Annotated in this window: 20 protein-coding genes, 3 pseudogenes and 1 riboswitch; of the genes and pseudogenes, 14 read left to right on the top strand and 9 right to left on the bottom strand. The window is 43.0% G+C overall.

Features of this window, described 5'->3' with window-relative positions; translation table 11 throughout:
* Together IM479_RS10305 and IM479_RS10300 are read right to left on the bottom strand one after the other, a co-directional pair.
* Window positions 1-189: pseudogene (locus IM479_RS10305) on the bottom strand (RNA-guided endonuclease TnpB family protein); the annotation flags it as partial.
* 96 nt (window positions 190-285) lie between these two features.
* Entirely contained in the window at window positions 286-585 is a 300-nt protein-coding gene (locus tag IM479_RS10300; protein WP_287684577.1) for a (2Fe-2S) ferredoxin domain-containing protein, read from the bottom strand.
* Between the two features lie 293 nt (window positions 586-878).
* On the opposite strand from IM479_RS10300, the gene IM479_RS10295 reads away from it, so the two are divergent.
* The 10 genes from IM479_RS10295 to IM479_RS10250 all read left to right on the top strand — a co-directional run bounded on the left by IM479_RS10295 (window position 879) and on the right by IM479_RS10250 (window position 7,937).
* On the top strand, window positions 879-1,580 hold the full coding sequence (locus tag IM479_RS10295) for an NnrU family protein (protein ID WP_286827144.1): 702 nt from the start codon (window positions 879-881) through the stop codon (window positions 1,578-1,580).
* Between the two features lie 88 nt (window positions 1,581-1,668).
* Entirely contained in the window at window positions 1,669-2,013 is a 345-nt protein-coding gene (locus tag IM479_RS10290) for a thioredoxin family protein (RefSeq protein ID WP_287676972.1), read from the top strand.
* Between the two features lie 259 nt (window positions 2,014-2,272).
* Window positions 2,273-2,929: a vWA domain-containing protein gene (locus tag IM479_RS10285; protein WP_287684576.1), complete on the top strand. Its 657-nt coding sequence runs from the start codon at window positions 2,273-2,275 to the stop codon at window positions 2,927-2,929.
* 13 nt (window positions 2,930-2,942) lie between these two features.
* A complete protein-coding gene (locus tag IM479_RS10280; RefSeq protein WP_287684575.1) occupies window positions 2,943-3,710 on the top strand; it encodes a PP2C family serine/threonine-protein phosphatase in 768 nt (255 codons plus the stop codon).
* An 80-nt stretch (window positions 3,711-3,790) separates the two neighbouring features.
* A complete protein-coding gene (locus IM479_RS10275) occupies window positions 3,791-4,102 on the top strand; it encodes a nucleotidyltransferase family protein (RefSeq protein ID WP_287676979.1) in 312 nt (103 codons plus the stop codon).
* A 69-nt stretch (window positions 4,103-4,171) separates the two neighbouring features.
* Window positions 4,172-4,399 (top strand): BrnA antitoxin family protein, encoded by a 228-nt coding sequence (locus IM479_RS10270; protein ID WP_287676981.1) that lies wholly within the window; start codon window positions 4,172-4,174, stop codon window positions 4,397-4,399.
* A 92-nt stretch (window positions 4,400-4,491) separates the two neighbouring features.
* Complete coding sequence (locus IM479_RS10265; protein ID WP_287676984.1) at window positions 4,492-4,725, top strand: FitA-like ribbon-helix-helix domain-containing protein; 234 nt, start codon at window positions 4,492-4,494, stop codon at window positions 4,723-4,725.
* Window positions 4,726-4,938: 213 nt separating this feature from the next.
* A complete protein-coding gene (locus IM479_RS10260; protein WP_287684572.1) occupies window positions 4,939-6,960 on the top strand; it encodes an SUMF1/EgtB/PvdO family nonheme iron enzyme in 2,022 nt (673 codons plus the stop codon).
* Between the two features lie 316 nt (window positions 6,961-7,276).
* On the top strand, window positions 7,277-7,525 hold the full coding sequence (locus tag IM479_RS10255; RefSeq protein WP_287673129.1) for a hypothetical protein: 249 nt from the start codon (window positions 7,277-7,279) through the stop codon (window positions 7,523-7,525).
* Entirely contained in the window at window positions 7,512-7,937 is a 426-nt protein-coding gene (locus IM479_RS10250; protein ID WP_287673128.1) for a type II toxin-antitoxin system VapC family toxin, read from the top strand. Before IM479_RS10255 ends, IM479_RS10250 begins: the two co-directional genes overlap by 14 nt.
* Window positions 7,938-8,102: 165 nt before the next feature.
* Here the strand turns inward: IM479_RS10250 and IM479_RS10245 are convergent.
* From IM479_RS10245 to IM479_RS10235, 3 genes and pseudogenes are all read right to left on the bottom strand, one after another.
* Window positions 8,103-8,381, bottom strand: a pseudogene (locus IM479_RS10245) (hemolysin XhlA family protein).
* A gap of 217 nt (window positions 8,382-8,598) precedes the next feature.
* Complete coding sequence (locus IM479_RS10240; RefSeq protein ID WP_287684571.1) at window positions 8,599-9,567, bottom strand: cysteine synthase A; 969 nt, start codon at window positions 9,565-9,567, stop codon at window positions 8,599-8,601.
* 24 nt (window positions 9,568-9,591) lie between these two features.
* Window positions 9,592-9,792 (bottom strand): annotated as a pseudogene (locus IM479_RS10235) (PhoH family protein); the annotation flags it as partial.
* 165 nt (window positions 9,793-9,957) lie between these two features.
* Here IM479_RS10235 and IM479_RS10230 point away from each other — a divergent pair.
* Window positions 9,958-10,878 carry a hypothetical protein gene (locus IM479_RS10230; RefSeq protein WP_287684569.1) on the top strand — a complete coding sequence of 307 codons (921 nt, stop codon included), beginning with the start codon at window positions 9,958-9,960 and terminating at the stop codon, window positions 10,876-10,878.
* Between the two features lie 221 nt (window positions 10,879-11,099).
* On the opposite strand, the gene IM479_RS10225 is transcribed toward IM479_RS10230, so the two are convergent.
* Genes IM479_RS10225 through rpmI form a run of 3 tightly spaced genes read right to left on the bottom strand, consistent with a single transcriptional unit; the run spans window position 11,100 to window position 12,652 of the window.
* Window positions 11,100-12,056, bottom strand: a complete 957-nt coding sequence (locus IM479_RS10225; RefSeq protein ID WP_002772048.1) for a PhoH family protein — start codon at window positions 12,054-12,056, stop codon at window positions 11,100-11,102.
* Window positions 12,057-12,069: 13 nt separating this feature from the next.
* Window positions 12,070-12,417, bottom strand: coding sequence for a 50S ribosomal protein L20 (rplT, locus tag IM479_RS10220; protein ID WP_002739593.1), 348 nt, complete (start codon window positions 12,415-12,417; stop codon window positions 12,070-12,072).
* A 31-nt stretch (window positions 12,418-12,448) separates the two neighbouring features.
* Window positions 12,449-12,652 (bottom strand): 50S ribosomal protein L35, encoded by a 204-nt coding sequence (rpmI, locus tag IM479_RS10215; RefSeq protein ID WP_002781071.1) that lies wholly within the window; start codon window positions 12,650-12,652, stop codon window positions 12,449-12,451.
* A gap of 209 nt (window positions 12,653-12,861) precedes the next feature.
* Between rpmI and IM479_RS10210 the strand changes: the two genes are divergently transcribed.
* Window positions 12,862-14,037, top strand: a complete 1,176-nt coding sequence (locus IM479_RS10210; protein ID WP_287684568.1) for a transaldolase — start codon at window positions 12,862-12,864, stop codon at window positions 14,035-14,037.
* A gap of 1,063 nt (window positions 14,038-15,100) precedes the next feature.
* Window positions 15,101-15,197, top strand: a riboswitch (TPP riboswitch).
* Window positions 15,198-15,205: 8 nt separating this feature from the next.
* Entirely contained in the window at window positions 15,206-16,588 is a 1,383-nt protein-coding gene (gene thiC, locus IM479_RS10205) for a phosphomethylpyrimidine synthase (RefSeq protein WP_286825098.1), read from the top strand.
* Window positions 16,589-16,675: 87 nt separating this feature from the next.
* Here thiC and IM479_RS10200 read toward each other — a convergent pair whose 3' ends face one another.
* Entirely contained in the window at window positions 16,676-17,215 is a 540-nt protein-coding gene (locus IM479_RS10200) for a phycobiliprotein lyase (RefSeq protein ID WP_046660836.1), read from the bottom strand.
* A gap of 315 nt (window positions 17,216-17,530) precedes the next feature.
* Between IM479_RS10200 and IM479_RS10195 the strand changes: the two genes are divergently transcribed.
* Entirely contained in the window at window positions 17,531-18,451 is a 921-nt protein-coding gene (locus IM479_RS10195; protein WP_286825099.1) for an NAD(+) kinase, read from the top strand.
* Window positions 18,452-18,977 lie beyond the last annotated feature (526 nt).

Raw genomic sequence — 18,977 nt, 5'->3', positions numbered from 1 at the left:
TACACCTGTTTGATTTGTAGTTACAGCCATTAAGTTATTAACTCCTAAATCTACCCCAGCTATCTGTTGTTTATCTGTGGTTTCCGACCGTCTTTCATAGACTATTTCAATGACATAACAGCTACTTTTGGGGACAATTCTAGCTGCAATTATTTCTCTCTTGGATGTGGGAATTTTTAAGTCGCTCATAGACAATAGACTAAGCTGAAATCACAGGCACTCAAAGGGTTTAACCTAGGAGCAAAAGACTCTTGTGAAGCATCACTTAAAAATTGATGATCAAGTTTACTGCCATTGAGCGTGAATGCGTGGATGGAGTAAACGCTCAACCGGTTGACCGTTTTTTAAATGTTCTTCGACAATCTGATTGACATCCTCTGGTTTAACACGACAGTACCAAGTTTCCTCGGGAATAATTCTCACCGTGGGGCTAGTGCTACACTGTCCTTGACAAGCACTGGTCATAACGATGACATCTTCTGGGAGAGCTGCCGTTTGCCATGCTAAAAGAAGCTCGGACGCACCCTGCACCAAACAGGAAGAATGCTGACAGACCATCACAAATCGCTTTTGCGGATAAGACATAAGCTGCTCGCGTATTTAAATTGCTTGTTGAGATGAGGGTTGAGGCACTCTTGCAAGGGGCAAGGGGGGCTAATCTAAGTATAGGCGGTTTAAATGCGTCTTAGCATACTACCTAAAAAGTTGCAAAATTAGATAGTTCCCCGGGTATATTCTTGGGAATGGCTTTGAGGAAGCATAGTTTTATTTTGCCCCGAATCCCCGATACTGGCAATACAAAAAAAGGGGGCGAAAAATTAACCATCAATCTTTAAAATAGAATTCGGAGAAAAATTTAGTCAATCAAGAGGGTAAAAGTGGCATTCGCTAGTCATTGGATTATGTTAGGTTTATTACTGGGTTTTGCCGTCGCGCATAGCGGATTAGCCAGTTTACGAATGGGGGGAGAAGCTATCATCGGTGCGCGACTGTATCGGGTATTATTTGCCCTTGTTAGTATCCCTCTAGCGGTAATTTTAGTAGTTTATTTCTTCAATCATCGTTATGATGGTTTGCTTCTCTGGCAAGTACAGGGAGTAACCGGAGTAAAAACCCTAGTTTGGATACTTTCGGCCATTTCTTTTTTCTTTCTCTATCCTGCCACCTTTAACCTGCTGGAGATCGCCGCTATCCAAAAACCGCAGGTTCATCTCTACGAAACCGGCATCCTGCGCGTTACCCGTCACCCCCAGATGGTAGGACAGGTGATCTGGTGTATTGCTCACACCCTCTGGTTAGGGACAAGCTTTACCCTATTGACTTCCCTAGGTTTAATTGCCCATCATCTTTTTGCTGTCTGGCATGGCGATCGCCGGTTAGAGAACCGTTACGGAGAGGCATTTTTAAAGGTCAAAGAACGCACCTCGGTGATTCCCTTTTTAGCGATTATCGATGGTCGGCAAAGCCTAAAATGGCAAGAATTCCTTCGTCCTGCCTATCTAGGAGTAACAGGGTTTATTTTACTCCTCTGGTGGGCGCATCCTTGGCTAATGCAGGCAACAAGTAAAATTTATTGGTGATTTTGCTCCCAACCCCTTTCTTATTGATCCCGATTGGTGTAGAATGGTTGCCATATCAAAATCAAGTTTTCATAAAATCTGTTTAGACATGATACTATCTGTAAACGAAAAGAGCTTCCATAAGCTAGTTTTAGAGTCTTCCCGTCCGGTTATCGTGCATTTTTGGGCTCCTTGGTGTGGTTTATGTCGTTTAATCCAACCCACCCTCTGTTCTTGGCAAAATGAGTGTCAAGGCGCAATTCAATTAGTCAGTGTCAATGCCGATGAGAATTTTCAATTAGCTAATAGTTTTCGTCTGCGTAGTTTACCTACGTTAATTCTCTTCGATCAAGGTGTTCCCGTTCATCGTCTGGAGGAAATTCACAGTCGCGAGGAATTGCATCAAACCCTGCGGGCTCTTCTGGTTTATGTGTGGAAACGAGGTCTATACTGATAGAATATCCGCAAAATAGCCCTAAAAGTCTTGCCCGATAAGCATTTCACGATTCCATAAGCAAAAATTATCACACAAAGTCGAGAAGAGCCACCCTGCGACTAATGGCCAAAAATCAAATCCTGCGTTCAGCTTAAAGGAAAGATACCTTTTCTGATGGGACTGGCAGAGATAATATAATAGGACAAAAAGTAGATAATCCCAATTCCTAAGATACCCATAGTTCCCCCAGTTCAAAAATTTAGGAGGCTTGAAAAAAATGCCGATTGGTGTGGCTGAATTTGTCGAAAACCAGGAAACTCGCTGTCCTGTGGTGCTACTACTAGATACCTCTGGTTCAATGCTAGGGGAACCGATTAAGGCTCTCAATGATGGGATCAAAACCTTTCAACAGGATGTGATGCGAGATACCCAGGCGACGTTAAGTGTAGAAACTGCCATTATTACTTTTGGCAATGGAGGGGTTAAAACCGTGCAGGATTTTGTCGGAATTGATCAATTTACGCCACCTACTTTAACCGCAGGAGACTTAACCCCCATGGGAAAAGCGATTGAATTGGCCTTAGATTTAATCGAAGATCGTAAAGCGATTTATAAAACTCATGGTATCCAATATTATCGCCCCTGGATATTTTTAATTACTGATGGTGCGCCCACGGATCAATGGAATCTGGCAGCGCAACGGGTAAAACAAGCCGAAGCAGAAAATCGGGTTTTATTTATTTCTGTAGGTGTTCAGGGTGCTGATATGGAGAAGCTCAAACAGATTTCTAATAAACCCCCCGTGTTACTCAATGGTTTAGATTTTCGGGACTTATTTCAGTGGTTAAGTAACTCAATGAAACGAGTTTCTAGTGGTAAAATTGGAGCGGCGATCGAGTTACCACCAGTGAATTGGGGACAAATTACCACCTAGAGGACAGTTAATTATGTGGAGAACATTATGTCAGTCGGTGGTCGGTAGTTTTCATATCCAAGCGGGATTACCCTGTCAAGATTACGGTGCTTATAAATTATTGTGTCAGGATGTTTTGATTGGAGCCGTGGCCGATGGGGCCGGTAGTGCCAAATATTCGGATTTAGGGGCGAAAATAACAGTTAAAGCAGCGCTGCAATTTTTAGAGGAAAATCTCAAAAAAACAGCATTAGCTGCCACTGAAACTGAAGCCGAATTAAAGGAAATATTCCGGCGACTGTTGCCTTATGTTCAGCAAATTCTCCAAGAAGAAGCCGAAAAAGAACAGTTAGACATTAATGATCTAGCGACAACTTTACTGGTTGTTTTGGTTACTTCAAAACGATTAGCGGCGATGCAGATAGGAGACGGTTTTATTGTGTTCAAACCTGTGGAAGGAAATTATCAGTTATTGTTCCAGCCTGACAAGGGAGAATACATCAATGAAACCACTTTTGTTACTTCTAGCAATGCTTTGGAGGATATGCAAATAGGAGTTTTAACTGAGCCAGTTGCGTTTATTTGTGTGGCGACGGATGGAGTGGAAAAGGTATCTATCGATTATAAAAATTGGCAGCCTTTTCCGCCTTTTTTTCAGCCATTAGAAGAGTATTTGCAACAGACAGAAACTCCGTCGAAGGAAGACCTCAAAGAATTTTTAGAGCGGGAGGATTTAAATAAGTTAACAACCGATGATAAGACTTTACTCCTAGCTTTTTGTTTAAGAAACCGAGGGGTTTAAGAAACCCGGTTTGTTTAAGAAACCCGGTTTCTGGATCTGGTTCAACCCAACCTACGATAAGACTGTGGACTAAGTAGATCATGAAAATTGACGAATTACTCAAAAACAAACGAGAAAAAATTATTGCTATTGCGGCTAAACACGGCGCAAATAATGTGCGAATTTTTGGTTCTATTGCACGGGGAGAAGCTGACGAAAAAAGCGATATTGATTTATTAATTGATTATTGTAGCGAACGTCGGAGTCCCTGGTTTCCCTTGCCGTTAATTCGAGAACTTGAAGCCTTGTTAGGCTGCAAAGTTGATATTGTTACCGAACAGGGACTTAAAGATAGAATCAGAGAGCGGGTACTTAAAGAAGCAATACCCCTCGCTCTAATAAAACTCGTATAATCTCAATGAGAAAGGCAAACAATCGTGAGCAGAAAATCTATCAAAAGCGACTTGAAGAGAATTGATGCGATGACGGATGAGAATATCGATTATTCTGATATTCCGCCGTTAAGTGATGAATTCCTTACCCAAGAAACAGTATCTTTTTCGCCATCAAAGCAGCAATTAACCATCCAACTAGATCAAGATATATTAGAATGGTTAAAAGCCCAAGGAAAAGGATATGAGACACAAATTAACTACATCTTGCGGGAAGTGATGGAACAGCAGCAGCAAAAAACAACGAACCTGATTTGATTACAAGGTTTGTTGTTGCGCTTCAGCACTCAACTCTGGCGAAAATTGGGCTAAAGTTAATTCGAGTAATCTGTATAAAACGGAGGTCGTCTATGGCAGATTTAATCGTCCGCAATATCGATGAAGCCATCGTCAAAGCTCTCAAAAAGCGAGCCAGCCAACAGGGTATCAGTGCCGAAGCCGAACACCGCAAAATCTTAGAAAAAGCCTTGCTGCAACCGCAACGAAAATCCTTGGCAGAGGTGCTATGCCAGATTCCCAACGTTGGCAACGATTCAGACTTCGATCGCATTCAAGATGACACAGCCAAACCAGTATTTAATTGATACTAATATTATTAGTAAGTGAGCAAGATTCTCACACTTATAATAAGTAGGTAGGTGTTAAAAGTTGTCAGACACCCCCCTTATCAAGGGGGGCAGGGGGGATCGAACCCAAAATCTATCTTCAATTTAATTATAACCAGCTACTTATATCTAACTTATTAGAAACGACTAGATAAATTTTTCTGAACAGCATAAATACTCGGAGATTTTTTGATGTCTTTAACTTATCGCTGTCAACGACAGAATAGCCCAATTACCCTAACGCAAGAACTTGCCAACAGTGGCGAGGCGAAAGTATGGCACACTAACTTTAATGGGTACTTAGCGAAAATCTACCACAATCCCCATAATGAACGGATAAATAAATTACAATTAATGGTGAGAAATCGGCCCAGTGATCCTAATGCTCACCTTAACCATATTTCCTTCGCTTGGCCCTATTCCATCTTAGAAGATAACCAGGGAGAAGTTGTCGGGTTTTTAATGCCAGAAGTGGTGGGTTCAGAAACATTATTAAAGATTTGTACGCCCATAATGAGAAGAAAATACAAGTTAGAAACTAATTGGTATTTTCTTCATGTAGTAGCGCGGAATATAGCCGCTATTATCCAAGCAATTCACCTTAAAGGTTATGTTTTGGGAGACATAAAGCTAGCAAATATCTTAGTGAATAATCGGGGGTTGCCTACAATTATTGACACAGATTCATTTCAAGTATCAGACCCCCATAGCGGTAAAATATATCGGTGTTTAGTTGGCTCAGAAGGATTTACCCCAGCGGAATTAATCAGAGTGAATATAGCAGAGGTAGATCAAACAGAAGTGCATGATCGCTTTCGATTAGGAGTTGTTATTTATTATCTACTATTCGGTGGTCCGCCGTTTCGGGGAGTGTGGCAAGGAGCGGGAGAGCAGCCGGAACAATCACAATTAATTCTCCGAGGACTCTGGCCTTTTTCTGGGGATAAATTGGTTGTACCTAGTGATACTACCATACCATTAAATATCCTACATCGCGACTTACACGCCCTATTTTTGCGCTGTTTCAATGAGGGACATAAATTCCCCCAAAAACGACCGACGGCTGAGGAATGGTGCGGTACTTTGGAAGCTGCATTAAATGAGGTTATACGCTGTGGGAAGATTGATAATCATTACTACAGCAAAAGTTACGGAAAGTGTTATTGGTGTGAGCGAGCTAGTGATTTAAATTCTGATATTTTTCCGGGTAAAAGTATTGCTACTGTGACACCTACACCGTCACCTAAAGTAGCGCCACCATCACCCTCTTCGCCACCACCTCCCCCAGTATCGATTAAATCATCTCCTTCACCTATACCTCCTCAAAGATGGTCGCGCCGTAAAGTCTTAAGAAATGTGGCGTTATTTGGCTTATTTGCAGCAGCGTTGGTCGCTAGTCACGGTAGTAATATTTTGGTCCCGGCTATTAATTCTTTTTTTGTTTGGTTGTCTCGTCAGAATCCTACTCCTACTCCTCCTTCACCTCCTCCTTCTCCTCGTCCTTTACCTCCTCCTTTTACCGAAAAACTAGCCAATGGGATAAGACTAGAGATGGTAAGCTTACCAGCAGGTAAATTTCTCATGGGTTCTTCTGAAAGTGATGATGAAAAGCCTCCACACCAAGTTAAAGTCAACAGTTTTGCGATTGGGAAATATCCAGTGACTCAGGCACAATATCAAGCAGTAATGGGAAACAATCCCTCTCACTTTAAAAATAATCCCCAAAATCCAGTAGAATGCGTTAGTTGGAACGATGCTAAAGCTTTTTGTCAGAAATTGAGTCAAATAACAGGGAAAACCTATCGCCTACCCACAGAAGCGGAATGGGAATATGCTTGTCGTGCCGGAACAACTACTCGCTATTATTTTGGTGATGATGCTAATCAGTTAGGAGATTACGCTTGGTATGACGGAAATTCTGGTGGTAAAACTCATCCCGTAGGACAGAAAAAGCCCAATGGTTGGGGACTGTATGACATGAGTGGCAATGTTTGGGAGTGGTGCGAAGACAATTGGCACGGGAACTATATTGGAGCGCCGGATGATGGCTCGGCGTGGCTTGATAATGATAATGATTATCCAATAGGGCGGGGCGGTTCTTGGTACCACAATCCGGATCACTGCCGTTCCGCTTTCCGTGGCGGCTTCAACCGCCGCGACGACTTCAGCAACGTCAGTTTTCGGGTGGTGTGCGGTGCTGGGAGGACTCTGTAACCCTTATTCTCTTTTTCCCCTTTTTCCTCTTTTTTACTTTTTTCTTTTTTTTTTCTTTCCCGCCGCTAGGCGGGTCGATTTTTTTTTGAGAAAATTGGGGTAGTAATCTGTAGTTTGAGTTAAGGTTCGTAGTTGTGCTTTAGCGCCAACTTGGAATACAATATATAAGGCTCTGCCTTAAAGCGATATTCAGGTAGAACCTGAAGGGAGCATTCCCAGGTAGAACCTGGGAACGGGATAACGAGATAACAAGCAAACCAATAGTGAATCTCCCGTATTTTATTTTAAAATTGATAGAATAAACTATAAAAAGATAATGACAATGGTAAACCTAGAAACAATTCAAAAAGATATTGCGTCCCTTCCCCTCGACGCACAACAGACTATTATTGAACTTGTAGATATTCTAAAAAAACGATATTCTCCCAACCAACAGGAAATTAAAGAGCAGGGAACACAAGATTGGTCTGACTTTATCGGTTGTATAGAAGCTGAACCAGACCTTTCGCAAAACTATAAAACCTATTTAACAAGTGAACTTAATCAAAAATATGATCATTGTTGATACTGGTTTCTGGCTGGCCCTTGCCAATAAAAACGACTCACTTCACCCATTAGCAAAAAAACAATTTCAAAAATTAATCAATCAACAATTTATTACAACCTGGTGCGTTGTCACTGAAACTTGCTACTTACTACAAAAACGAGTAGGAATAAATGTTCCAAAAACCTTTATTCATAAAATATCCACAGGAGAACTACAGGTATTCAACCTCAAAACTAAACACTGCCAACGCCTTGAAGAACTGATGCAAAAATATAGAGATTTGCCAATGGATTTAGCCGACGCATCCTTAGTTATTTTGGCAGAAGAATTAGATTCAGGTAAAATTCTTTCCGTTGATTATCGAGATTTCAATACCTATCGTTGGAAAAATACGGAGCCATTTCAAAATCTTTTTCAAGAACAAATGTAATTTAGTGTCATCATGAATATTCAACTAAAACCCAATCAAGTGCGATTGCCGATCTCGTAGGGTGCGTTAATGTTAATGTAACGCACCGCAACTAACCTATTTTAGCTCACACCCCTCACACCCCACACCCTGCCACCACCGAAAAACTTTTTCAGCAGCTCCTAATTATGATTGAGAAAAAGGGAGAATAATATAGCGAATGACTGTTCCTAGTAAAGCTGTTCCCAAGATGCCGATTAACGTCCAAATCTGGGCTTTCTGAGAGCCTTTTAATTCTTTTGTATCTTCTTTTACTCCTTCAATATCTTTTTCTAAACTATCGACTTTTTACTCTAATCTCGCCTGTACTATTTTAATATCCATAACATCTTTTTGCAGATTATCTAACTTCTGATTAATTGAACCTAAAATTTCTTTGAGGTCCTGTTCTATAGTAACTGACATCTGATGATTCTCCTAATAATGATAGTTATCAGTATTATTGTCTATCTTGTCTCAAGTGTTTGCCAAACATTGCGCCTCATTTTCCCCTGCTGCCTTCTCTAATTGTTGCCCTACCCCTACCATTATCTCAACTAATCTCCGAGCCGATAATTCCTGATTTTCCTGTAAAATTCTGGTTTCATCGCCTTAATCTAGCTGACTTAACCCTAACAAGAATTTAAGCCAATCCTTTCTCAGCCAACCATTGAGGATTATATAAACGAGATTGATAACGAGACCCACCATCACAAAGAACAGTAACGATGGTGTGGCCTGGCCCCATTTGTTTAGCCAAAGCCACGGCAGCACCGACATTAATACCCACAGAACCCCCCATAAATAAACCATCTTTTTGTAATAGTTGATAAACAACTTTGATGGCAGTGGAATCATCAATTTGAATGGCATCATCTATAGGTGCGCCTTCCATATTAGCCGTAATACGACTATTACCAATCCCTTCAGTAATTGAACTACCTTCCAGGGTAATTGTCCCGGTTTTCACATAACTATATAAACCGCTACCCATCGGATCCGCCACCAGGCAACGCACCTGCGGATTTTGGTCTTTTAAAAACATCGCCACCCCCGCGTAGGTTCCTCCAGTTCCCGTGGCAGCCACCCAAGCATCAATTTTACCGTCCGTTTGTTCCCAGATTTCCCGGCCGGTGGTTTCGTAGTGAGCGCGACGATTAGCCAGATTATCGAATTGATTGGCCCAGATAGCATTTTCCATCTCACTGGCCAATCTCCCCGATAATTTAACGTAATTATTGGCATCTCGGTAGGGAACGGCGGGAACAGTCCGCACTTCCGCGCCAAGGGTTCTTAAGAGGTCGATTTTCTCTTGGGATTGGGTATCGGGAATGATAATCAGGCATTTATAACCTTTAGCATTGCAGATATGGGCCAAACCGATGCCAGTATTGCCGGCAGTTCCTTCGACAACGGTTCCCCCCGGTTGGAGAGTACCGGCTTTTTCCGCTTCTTGGATAATATATAAAGCGGCGCGATCCTTGACCGAACCACCGGGGTTAAGAAATTCGGCCTTACCGAGAATCTCGCAGCCAGTTTCCTCGCTAAAACTATTGAGACGAATTAGGGGAGTATTACCCACCGCATCGACGAAACCATGTTTAATATCCATAATCTGTTATTTTTCGTGCTTTTCCTAGGCTGAGACGATTTTTTGTACTAAGGGATGACGCACCACATCGGCCCGCGATAGGTAACAAAAAGCGATCCCTTCTACTGATTTTAGGATTTTTTGAGCGGCAATTAACCCCGATTCTTGTGATTGCGGTAAATCGGTTTGGGTGACATCTCCGGTTACTACCATGCGCGAACCGAATCCCAAGCGAGTTAAGACCATCAATGCGATCGCAATTTCCCAACTGGAGAATTAAATCGTTGGCCAAATTCTACCACTTTAGCAAAATTGTTATCTTAGCTGGAAATATTGATTAAATTGGAAGTTTTTAGCTGTTATTAGTTACTTAACCTAATATGGTGGTGGCATTCTGTAAGGAGTCCCGCAGTGACTAACAATTCCATCGCTCCTTTGACTATTGGCAATACGATTAATACTGCCTTCCGTCTTTATCGTGATCGCTTCCAAACTTATGTATTCTTTGCTGTCCGCGCCGGCTTGTGGTCGCTTCTCCCCTTAATTTTGCAATTAATTCTCAGTCAATTACTTTATCAAACAATTACCCCCGAACAAGGCAGCGATATCGGTTTACGTTTACTTCTTTTCCCGATACAAATTTTCTCGGCCGCTAAGTCTCTTTTCAATAATGCGGTTATCTCGCGATTAGCTTTTCAAGACATCACTTATCAGCCGGAAACTTCTGGACAAGCAGAAAAAAAAGTTAAGCCGAAAATGTGGCGCTTGTGGTGGATGCAAGTTTTGATCGGTTTGTTGGGAGCGGCAATAATGTTGGCGATAACGCTGTCTCTGGCGCTAGTAAGTTTTATCCCCATCCTTGGTGTATTGCTTATTTTACCAGCTTTTTTCTGTCTTCCTTTTTTCTTCCTTTGGTTATCTGCTCGCATTTGCATTGCAGAATTGCCCTTAGTAATTGAAGATAATTTAGGCAGTTGGCAAGCAATCAAGAGAGGTTGGCATTTAACTAAAAACTCGGCTTGGAGAATTGTGGGAGTGATATTTATTGCCAGTTTATTAATTATTCCAGTTTATCTTCTGTCAGGGGCTTTGGCTTCAATTCCCTTTTGGTTCAATTTTTCTTCTTTTTATAGTAGCTTTGAATCGGTGGAGGACTGGGAAACGCTCACGGAAAATCCTCTTTTTTTCCAACAAATGGCGATGTTTTCCTATGGTCTGACTACTATTTTCTTACTTCTGAGTATTTTATTAGTTCCCTTTTGGCAATCTCTCAAAAGTGTGATCTATAATCATCTTTTAGACCAGAAAAAAAATGATGGGGGAGAATACTAATAACTGAGCAGCTGTTGGTGTATCTAAATTACTTGTTAAGACTGTCTATGAGAGGGGAGCAGGGAGAGGGGTTTTGAGCATTTGTACTAAAATCCCCAGTAGATAGTTTAAATACAGTACAGCTTAACGGAATCACTAATTACTAAATGCCGAAGCAAAATTAATTAGACATCTTGCTAACCCTCTCGCAAGAGTACAAGAGCGACTATCTCAACAATCTGTTATTTTTCGTGCTGTTCGTAGGCTGAGACGATTTTTTGTACTAAGGGATGACGCACCACATCGGCCCGCGATAGGTAACAAAAAGCGATCCCTTCTACTGATTTTAGGATTTTTTGAGCGGCAATTAACCCTGATTCTTGTTGTTGCGGTAAATCGGTCTGGGTGACATCTCCAGTTACTACCATGCGCGAACCGAATCCCAAGCGAGTTAAGACCATTTTTAACTGTGCTGGGGTGGTATTTTGGGCCTCATCAACAATAACAAAAGCATTAGCTAGGGTTCGTCCCCGCATATAAGCTAAGGGAGCGATTTCGATTTTACCCCGTTCCATCAGGTCGGGAATTTTGGCCGCTTCGATAAATTCGTATAAAGCATCGTAGAGGGGACGCAAAAAAGGATCGACTTTTTGCTGTAAATCCCCCGGGAGAAAGCCTAGTTTTTCCCCCGCTTCCACGGCCGGCCGGGTGAGGATAATCCGTTCTACTTTATCTTCTAATAAAGCTTGTACGGCTAAAACGGCGGCTAAAAAGGTTTTACCCGTGCCAGCAGGTCCAATACAAAAGGTGATATCGTGACTTTGAATCGCTTGGATATATTGACGCTGACGGAAGGTTTTCGCCCGAATTAGCTCCCCGCGACGGGTACGAGCGAGAATATCCTGCTGTAGTTCTTTATACTCGCTAGAACGCCCCGTATCGAGGGCATGGATAGCGGTCATAATATCGGCTTCGGCGATTAACTTGGCCTCTTGCCATAAAATACTTAAGGAGCGTACAATCGCTGTGGCACGCTCCACGGGGGTCGGTTGCCCCGCAATCCGCAATTCCATCCCTCTGAGGACTAAATTCGCCCCAGTTTGCCTGGCTATCAATTTGAGGTTAGCTTCTTGATGACCAGCTAAAGCGATCGCACTTTCTGAACTGGGGAATTGAATCGTTTGCCAAGTTTCCGTCATGCTTGGGGCTAAATTATCCTTTGGCTGTTTCTACCACTTTAGCAAAAGCGACGGGATCGAGGACGGCTAATTGGGCTAACATTTTCCGATTCAGGAGGATATTAGCTTTCTTTAATTGTCCGGTCAGTTGGCTGTAACTGATGCCCTGTTGACGGGCAGCCGCGTTAATGCGGGTAATCCAAAGACGACGAAAATCGCGTTTACGTTTGCGACGGTCTCTATAGGCATTCCGCAAGGCCTTCATTACCTGTTGGTTAGCGGTACGGAATAAGCGGGAGTGAGAACCGCGAAAACCTTTGGCTAATTTGAGAACTTTTTTGCGTCGCTTGCGGGCGACATTCCCCCGTTTTACTCTAGACATGATAATCCTTTAGACGATTTTTCTGGAAAATTTACAAATAGGGCAACATTAAGCGCACTTCCTTCTCGTCGCGCTCGTGTACCAGGGTAATCTGGGACAAACGACGGCGCTTGCGTTCGGCACTTTTATGATCGAGTAGGTGATTTTTGAAGGCTTTGCGACGTTTGATTTTTTTGCCGCTTCCCGTGGCCTCGAATCGTTTGGCCGCCGCCTTTCGCGTTTTTAGCTTGGGCATAAACTCCGTTTTATTAAATCGACACAATCACTAATACTATCACAAATAGAGGACTTTAGGCAAGGAGTGGCCAAAAGATTCCCCGGCTCGTCCTTACTTTGGCCGGAGCTGTGCTTGGGAATTAAATCAATCGGGAATTTTCCCCTTCCTCTCGATCGAATGGCTAAGATGTGGATGAAGTCTCGTGTTAACACGCATCTGGAGAAGTCATGGCTAAAACCCTACTAGAACAATTACGCCAATTTACAGTGGTTGTTGCCGATACCGGCGATATCCAAGCGATCGAAGCTTTTACCCCCCAAGATACCACCACTAACCCCTCCCTGATTACGGCCGCGGCCCAAATGCCCCAATATCAGCCGATTGTCGATCAAACCCTGCAAGCGGCCAGAAAAGAATTAGGAGAGCAGGCCACCCCGGAAGATGTGGCCAAATTAGCTTTTGATCGCCTAGCCATCGGTTTTGGCCTACAAATCCTGCAAATTGTCCCCGGCCGCGTCTCCACCGAAGTGGATGCTCGTCTTTCCTACGATACCCAAGCTACCATCGACAAGGCCCGTTATCTCATTTCCCAGTATGAAAAAGCGGGTATCTCTAGAGAAAGAGTCTTAATTAAAATTGCCTCGACTTGGGAAGGGATTAAAGCCGCAGAAGTCCTCGAAAAAGAGGGAATTCACTGTAATTTAACCCTATTATTCGGTTTTCATCAGGCGATCGCCTGTGCGGAGGCGGGAGTAACCTTAATTTCTCCCTTTGTCGGTCGGATTCTCGATTGGTATAAAAAAGAAACTGGTAAAGACTACGTTGGTGCTGAAGATCCCGGAGTCCAATCCGTCACCCAGATCTATAACTACTATAAAAAGTTTGGTTATAAAACCGAAGTTATGGGGGCAAGTTTCCGCAATATCAGTGAAATTCGCGAGTTAGCCGGCTGTGATCTTTTAACCATTTCCCCGAAACTTCTGGAACAATTGCAAGAGACAGAAGCCGATTTACCCCGTAAGCTCGATCCAGCACTGGCTACAACCCTTGATATTGTCAAAATTCCCATGGATAAAGCGAATTTTGAGAAAATGCACGCCGAAGATGCCATGGCTTCCGAAAAACTAGCGGAAGGTATTCAAGGTTTTACCAAAGCTTTAGAGTTATTGGAACAATTGCTGATTCAACGTTTAACCCAGTTGGAAGGTCAGTCAACCCTAGAACACGCCGCCGAAGATATTTTTCGAGTTTATGATCATGATGGGGATGGTTTCATCACCCGGGAAGAATGGGCGGGAACCGATGCGGTATTCGATGCGATCGATATTAACCATGATGGGAAAATTTCTCCCGATGAGATCGCTGTCGGTTTGGGTGCGGCTTTTCGTTTAGTGGAAGCCTAGAATTGGTTGTGAGTTGAATCACTGATTGCTCTGATTTTAATCGGTAACTAATGGTGAGTTGCTCACATAGCCTAGAAGTGTTTTCCCACTGCTGAAAATTTACTACCCTGTCCGGCTAGAGATAATTTAGCTGGATTTTTCTTATGGAAGGCCTGGGAGAGGGGTAGTGATAAGTAATAGGACAAAATTAACTTCTTGGTTAGGATAGGCACTCATGCAAGAGGCAAGAGGCAAAAGGTAGTTATATATGTGTAATTAATTGTGTCCAGCTACTTATCAGTTAAGTGGTCGGACAAAAGTAAAGTGGCTCTTCGTTACTTGGTATGGTTCGATAGGGGGGCATAAATCGACAAAATCTTTATCTGGCAAGAGACTTAATTGATTAGTTCGCTCTAGATCGAAAATAATTGACAAAAATCGCTAAATGCCTTTCTATATAAGGGTTACATCGCTTATAAACCTCGTCCATTGCATAACACAAACCGAAGAGCCAGTAAAGTTAACTGTGGGAGTCAGGAGTCAGCAAGAATTGCCAGAATTACATTTCTTAAGACAGACGACAGAATTTATGTCCGACTACTTACTAAATCCGTAGCTATGGATTGTTTCTCCCCTATAGCTTTTAAACAGGATTTAGTATAAGATGTGGTTCTTGATATTTTCTCAAAAAATCAAGCTATATATTTGGTTGGCTATTGATACAAGTACCAGAAAAATTATTGGTTTTTATCTAAAAAATAGAAGCCATAAATCGGGTAAAAAATTATGGAAAAGTTTACCATTATTTGCTCGACAATATGCTATTGCTTATCCAGAACTACTTCTGATACCAAATCCGTTGAGTATAGGCTACATATCAGGACAGGCACTCATGCAACAGGCAAGAGGCAGAAGGGGGAATAAATAATCAGTTTTTAATAACCGGATTTAGTATGAATCACCACCGATTTTTCTAAAATTACTATTTCTATTTTAGGTGGTCTAAGTGCGTTTTAGCTTAACTGCCTAATCAAACAACAATCTTAAGCTTTATCTGCCGAGTCCTCAACAGTGATACAATTGCCGTCATAGCTAGGGGTGTCTGAGGCAATCAGGCTGAGAAAGACCCTTAGAACCTGAGACTGGGTAATTCCAGCGTAGGGAAGCTGTTTACAGAGGAAATAAAATTATGAGACAAGAATGGGTTGCCCCCCGGCGCGGACAAGCAAATGTATCGCAAATGCACTACGCCCGTCAGGGGATAATTACCGAAGAGATGGCTTATGTGGCAAAACGGGAAAATCTCTCTCCCGAATTGATTCGCAGCGAAATCGCCCGAGGAAGACTGATTATTCCGGCTAATATCAATCACCTCAATCTCGAACCTATGGCGATCGGTATTGCTTCTAAGTGTAAAGTTAATGCTAATATCGGGGCTTCCCCTAACTCCTCGAATATTAACGAAGAACTGGAAAAATTACACCTAGCGGTCAAATACGGCGCGGATACGGTGATGGATCTTTCCACCGGTGGCGGTAATTTGGACGAAATTCGCACCGCGATTATCAATGCTTCTCCTGTCCCCATCGGTACTGTACCCATCTATCAAGCGGTGGAAAGCGTTCACGGCAATATTGAAAAACTCACCCCCGAAGATTTCCTCCATATTATCGAAAAACACGCCGGGCAAGGGGTGGATTACATGACGATTCATGCGGGAATCCTCATCGAACACCTGCCTTTAGTCAAAACTCGTCTGACCGGGATTGTCTCCCGGGGTGGTGGTATTATTGCTAAGTGGATGCTACACCACCACAAGCAAAATCCTCTCTACACCCATTTCGACGAAATTATCGAGATTTTCAAGCGTTATGACGTTTCTTTTAGTCTCGGTGACTCCCTGCGTCCCGGTTGTACCCACGATGCTTCCGATGCAGCCCAATTAGCGGAATTGAAAACCCTCGGCCAACTGACGCGCCGCGCTTGGGAACACGATGTACAGGTGATGGTGGAAGGACCTGGCCATGTTCCCATGGATCAAATTGAATTTAATGTGAAAAAACAAATGGAGGAGTGTAGCGAAGCACCTTTCTATGTTCTTGGTCCTCTTGTCACCGATATTGCTCCAGGGTACGATCATATCACTTCGGCGATCGGGGCGGCTCTGGCGGGTTGGTACGGGACGGCGATGTTATGTTATGTCACCCCGAAAGAACATCTCGGTTTACCCAACGCTGAAGATGTGCGAAATGGCTTAATTGCCTACAAAATAGCGGCTCATGCGGCAGATATCGCCCGTCATCGTCCCGGAGCGCGCGATCGTGACGATGAACTCTCAATTGCTCGTTATAATTTCGATTGGAATCGTCAATTTCAGTTATCCTTGGATCCCGATCGCGCTAAGGAATACCACGATGAGACTTTACCCGCAGATATCTATAAGACTGCGGAGTTTTGTTCGATGTGTGGACCGAAATTCTGTCCTATGCAAACTAAGGTCGATGCCGATGCGATTACGGAATTAGAGAAGTTTCTCGCTAGTCAGAATCAAGAAAATCTAACCCCAGTTTAAAGGGGAGTTAGTAAGAGGGCTGACTTGATTTCAGCCCTCTTACTAGGATAGAAGTCAAAATTATGGGAATAGCCGCCGATTTTTTGACTAATTGACCCGTTTTTCTAGATATTGACCGATCATCAATTCTTGACCGGCGCGAGAGATAATCGTTTGTCGAGTACGATATTGTTGACCGATGAGTTTAATTTCTTCTTCAAAGACAGAACCGGCGTATTCTGTTCTCAGACAGAGAGTAGAGGGGTTAGGAAAGGTATAAATAGCGCTAACGGGTTTATCCGTCGCAAATCCCCGATCGCGATAGAGAATATTATCTAAAATACCGAATATAGTCGAACCGTTGGAGGGTTTTTTACTCTGGGGACGGAGATAATTACTTTGCCAAGTGACTTCCGTACCACCTAATAAAGTTGTATCTTCCAGATTATGTAAACGGGCAAGTTGAATTAATGGTTCGCTGCCTTGGGGTAAATATTTAATCTCGATGGCGCTGATAACTTCTTGGGGTTCCGTTTCTTGGGTGAGGGTGTAATAACGTCTCTGGGATTGCCAGCGTCCTTCTGTCTGCTTAAAAAAGGCTAAAGCCGAGGTTTCCAGCGATAATTGGGCGGTTTGAATTAATGTCATAGAAATAAAACCTTTCCTGTTTTTTGGGAGAGCAGATTTGTTATCCTTTGTCAAGAGTTTGCCAGAGAATTGTTACACATCTTAATACAATTATAAGCTGTTAAGTATTTAAATTGCCAGTTGAGATGAGGCAAGAGGCAAGAGGAGATAGGGTGATAGGGTGATAGGGTTTTGGGGTGATAGGGTGATGAGACAGCTTCCCCACTTCCCCACTTCCCCATCTCCCAACCCACTTTTTACTTTTTACTTTTCACCCGATCTGCCCGGTCTTGGTATTGTTAAAAGTATAGAACCTCCGAACAAGGTCTCAACTCCGTGCAGTTAAAACAAGTAATCATTGCCCACAAGGCCAACCATCCCCAAAGTAAAGCATGGGCGGAAAAATGCGCTAAACAGTTAGAAGCCCGTCAGTGTAAAGTTTTAATGGGACCCAGTGGCTTTAAAGATAATCCCTATCCAGTATTTTTAGCCTCAGCATCGGAAAAAATCGACCTCGCCATCGTTTTGGGGGGAGATGGAACCATTTTAGCCGCCGCTCGCTATTTAGCTCAGGAAGACATTCCAATTTTAGCGGTGAATGTCGGCGGCCATCTGGGATTTTTAACGGAACCTTTTGAGATTTTCCAAGATACGGAGACGGTCTGGGAGCGTTTACAATCCGATCACTACGCGGTACAACAACGGATGATGTTAACTGCCAGAATCTATGAAGGGGATAAAAGAAACCCGCAGGCAGTGAGCGAGGCATTTTATGCCCTGAATGAGATGTGTGTGAAACCCGCTAGTATCGATAGGATGCCCACCTCGATCCTCGAAATCGAAGTGGACGGGGAAGTAGTAGATCAGTACCAAGGAGATGGTTTATTAGTGGCTACTCCCACGGGGTCCACCTGTTACACCGCTTCCGCTAATGGCCCGATTATACACCCCGGCATGGAAGCGATCGCTGTCACCCCGATTTGTCCCTTGAGTCTTTCCAGTCGGCCGATTGTCATTCCCCCGGCATCTCTGGTCAGTATTTGGCCTCTGGGAGACTACGAATTAAACACTAAACTCTGGATGGATGGTGCTTTAGCCACTTCCATTTGGCCTGGGCAATGGGTGGGAGTTACCAAAGCTGAAAAATTCGCCCAATTTATTATCCTGCGGGAAAGCTATTCTTTTTATCAGACTCTACAGGAAAAATTGCAATGGGCCGGGGCGAGAATTCATTATGATGGCAATCGTCATAATTAGGGTTTGCGGCAAAAAGTTTTTCGTGGGGACAGGGTGTGGGGTGTGGGGTGTGGGGTGTAGGGTTTTACCCATTTTCAGGGGGTCAATTACCTAATTTTCAGGGAAAAAGTACCTTAATTTTCCCCCTGATCACTCCAATGGCTGGCACTTTTTGATTTCAAAAAAGCCTAAAAGTCTTACCCAACAAGGTTTTTAGATTTATTCAGCAACCCCTAGATATATGTAATTAATTGTGTCTAGCTACTTATCGAAAATTTGGGTTAAAACCCCGTCCTTTGAGGACGGCTTTAAGCTAAAATGGAAGAAGCGATAACCAAGCTAAAAACTGAACCTTGACCACAGATAGTAGGGGGTTTCGTTCAGAAAAGACTTCAAATTCGGCCTTCAACGAGTAAAACTTTCTAGGAAATAAGGTTGAACATGAGATTTTTTTGACTTGTTCAAAGTGGCCGGAGGGCATTCGGACACTCAAAATGGACGGGTCGAAAGTGTCAGACTTAAGCAATTAAGCGTTTTTCGCTATCTG

The sequence above is a fragment of the Microcystis sp. M165S2 genome, assembly GCF_020245885.1.
GTDB lineage: Bacteria > Cyanobacteriota > Cyanobacteriia > Cyanobacteriales > Microcystaceae > Microcystis.
Note: the sequence above shows the minus strand (reverse complement) of the source record. Positions and strands in the feature narration are given on the sequence as shown.

Bases quoted from the DNA above. Each gene is read 5' to 3' on its own strand.
- IM479_RS10300 (WP_287684577.1), bottom strand. From the start codon at position 585: ATGTCTTATCCGCAAAAGCGATTTGTGATGGTCTGTCAGCATTCTTCC.
- IM479_RS10290 (WP_287676972.1), top strand. From the start codon at position 1,669: ATGATACTATCTGTAAACGAAAAGAGCTTCCATAAGCTAGTTTTAGAG.
- IM479_RS10285 (WP_287684576.1), top strand. From the start codon at position 2,273: ATGCCGATTGGTGTGGCTGAATTTGTCGAAAACCAGGAAACTCGCTGT.
- IM479_RS10280 (WP_287684575.1), top strand. From the start codon at position 2,943: ATGTGGAGAACATTATGTCAGTCGGTGGTCGGTAGTTTTCATATCCAA.
- IM479_RS10275 (WP_287676979.1), top strand. From the start codon at position 3,791: ATGAAAATTGACGAATTACTCAAAAACAAACGAGAAAAAATTATTGCT.
- IM479_RS10270 (WP_287676981.1), top strand. From the start codon at position 4,172: ATGACGGATGAGAATATCGATTATTCTGATATTCCGCCGTTAAGTGAT.
- IM479_RS10265 (WP_287676984.1), top strand. From the start codon at position 4,492: ATGGCAGATTTAATCGTCCGCAATATCGATGAAGCCATCGTCAAAGCT.
- IM479_RS10260 (WP_287684572.1), top strand. From the start codon at position 4,939: ATGTCTTTAACTTATCGCTGTCAACGACAGAATAGCCCAATTACCCTA.
- IM479_RS10255 (WP_287673129.1), top strand. From the start codon at position 7,277: ATGACAATGGTAAACCTAGAAACAATTCAAAAAGATATTGCGTCCCTT.
- IM479_RS10250 (WP_287673128.1), top strand. From the start codon at position 7,512: ATGATCATTGTTGATACTGGTTTCTGGCTGGCCCTTGCCAATAAAAAC.
- IM479_RS10240 (WP_287684571.1), bottom strand. From the start codon at position 9,567: ATGGATATTAAACATGGTTTCGTCGATGCGGTGGGTAATACTCCCCTA.
- IM479_RS10225 (WP_002772048.1), bottom strand. From the start codon at position 12,056: ATGACGGAAACTTGGCAAACGATTCAATTCCCCAGTTCAGAAAGTGCG.
- rplT (WP_002739593.1), bottom strand. From the start codon at position 12,417: ATGTCTAGAGTAAAACGGGGGAATGTCGCCCGCAAGCGACGCAAAAAA.
- rpmI (WP_002781071.1), bottom strand. From the start codon at position 12,652: ATGCCCAAGCTAAAAACGCGAAAGGCGGCGGCCAAACGATTCGAGGCC.
- IM479_RS10210 (WP_287684568.1), top strand. From the start codon at position 12,862: ATGGCTAAAACCCTACTAGAACAATTACGCCAATTTACAGTGGTTGTT.
- thiC (WP_286825098.1), top strand. From the start codon at position 15,206: ATGAGACAAGAATGGGTTGCCCCCCGGCGCGGACAAGCAAATGTATCG.
- IM479_RS10200 (WP_046660836.1), bottom strand. From the start codon at position 17,215: ATGACATTAATTCAAACCGCCCAATTATCGCTGGAAACCTCGGCTTTA.